The organism is Paraburkholderia sp. BCC1885 (assembly GCF_900996235.1).
Lineage (GTDB): Bacteria > Pseudomonadota > Gammaproteobacteria > Burkholderiales > Burkholderiaceae > Paraburkholderia.
Genome location: NZ_CAAJGM010000126.1, coordinates 1 through 472, shown reverse-complemented (window position 1 = coordinate 472; position 472 = coordinate 1). Strand labels below are relative to the sequence as shown.

The 472-nt window shown below is 71.0% G+C and carries 1 pseudogene; it reads right to left on the bottom strand.

The window, feature by feature from the left end:
* Window positions 1-472 (bottom strand): annotated as a pseudogene (locus FQ755_RS13635) (mechanosensitive ion channel protein); the annotation flags it as partial.

Genomic DNA, 472 nt, shown 5'->3' with positions numbered 1-472 from the left:
GCACGAACACGGCCCATGCATCGCTCATGCGCAACAGCCGCAGACGCGGCGCGGCGGGTTGCAAAAAGAAGCCGCTCATTATCACGATCACGCGGCACAGCACGTAGATGTCGACCAGCGAGTCGAGCGCGCGGTCTTGCGGCGTGCCGTCGTCGGTGAAGATCGACATGAGCGCGCTCGCCGCGCCGACGAACACCGCCAGCGGCAGGAAATGCAGGACCAGGGTCAACAGCGCGCGGGGCAGGCGCCGCAGGAGCGTCCAGTGATGCGTCGCTTTCTGTTTGCCGCTGGCCTCGATCGCGCGGCCTTTCGCGGACGCCGCGGCGGCCGTGCCGACCGGTGCCGCCGCAGCTCGACGCGCCTTCGCATCGGCTTCAGCGTCGGCGACGGGGGACACGGGCAGAGGGGGCGCGGCGTTGGGCGCATCGGCGGGCTGCGGGGCGACGTCGATGGGCAGGTCGTCGGCGGCGAC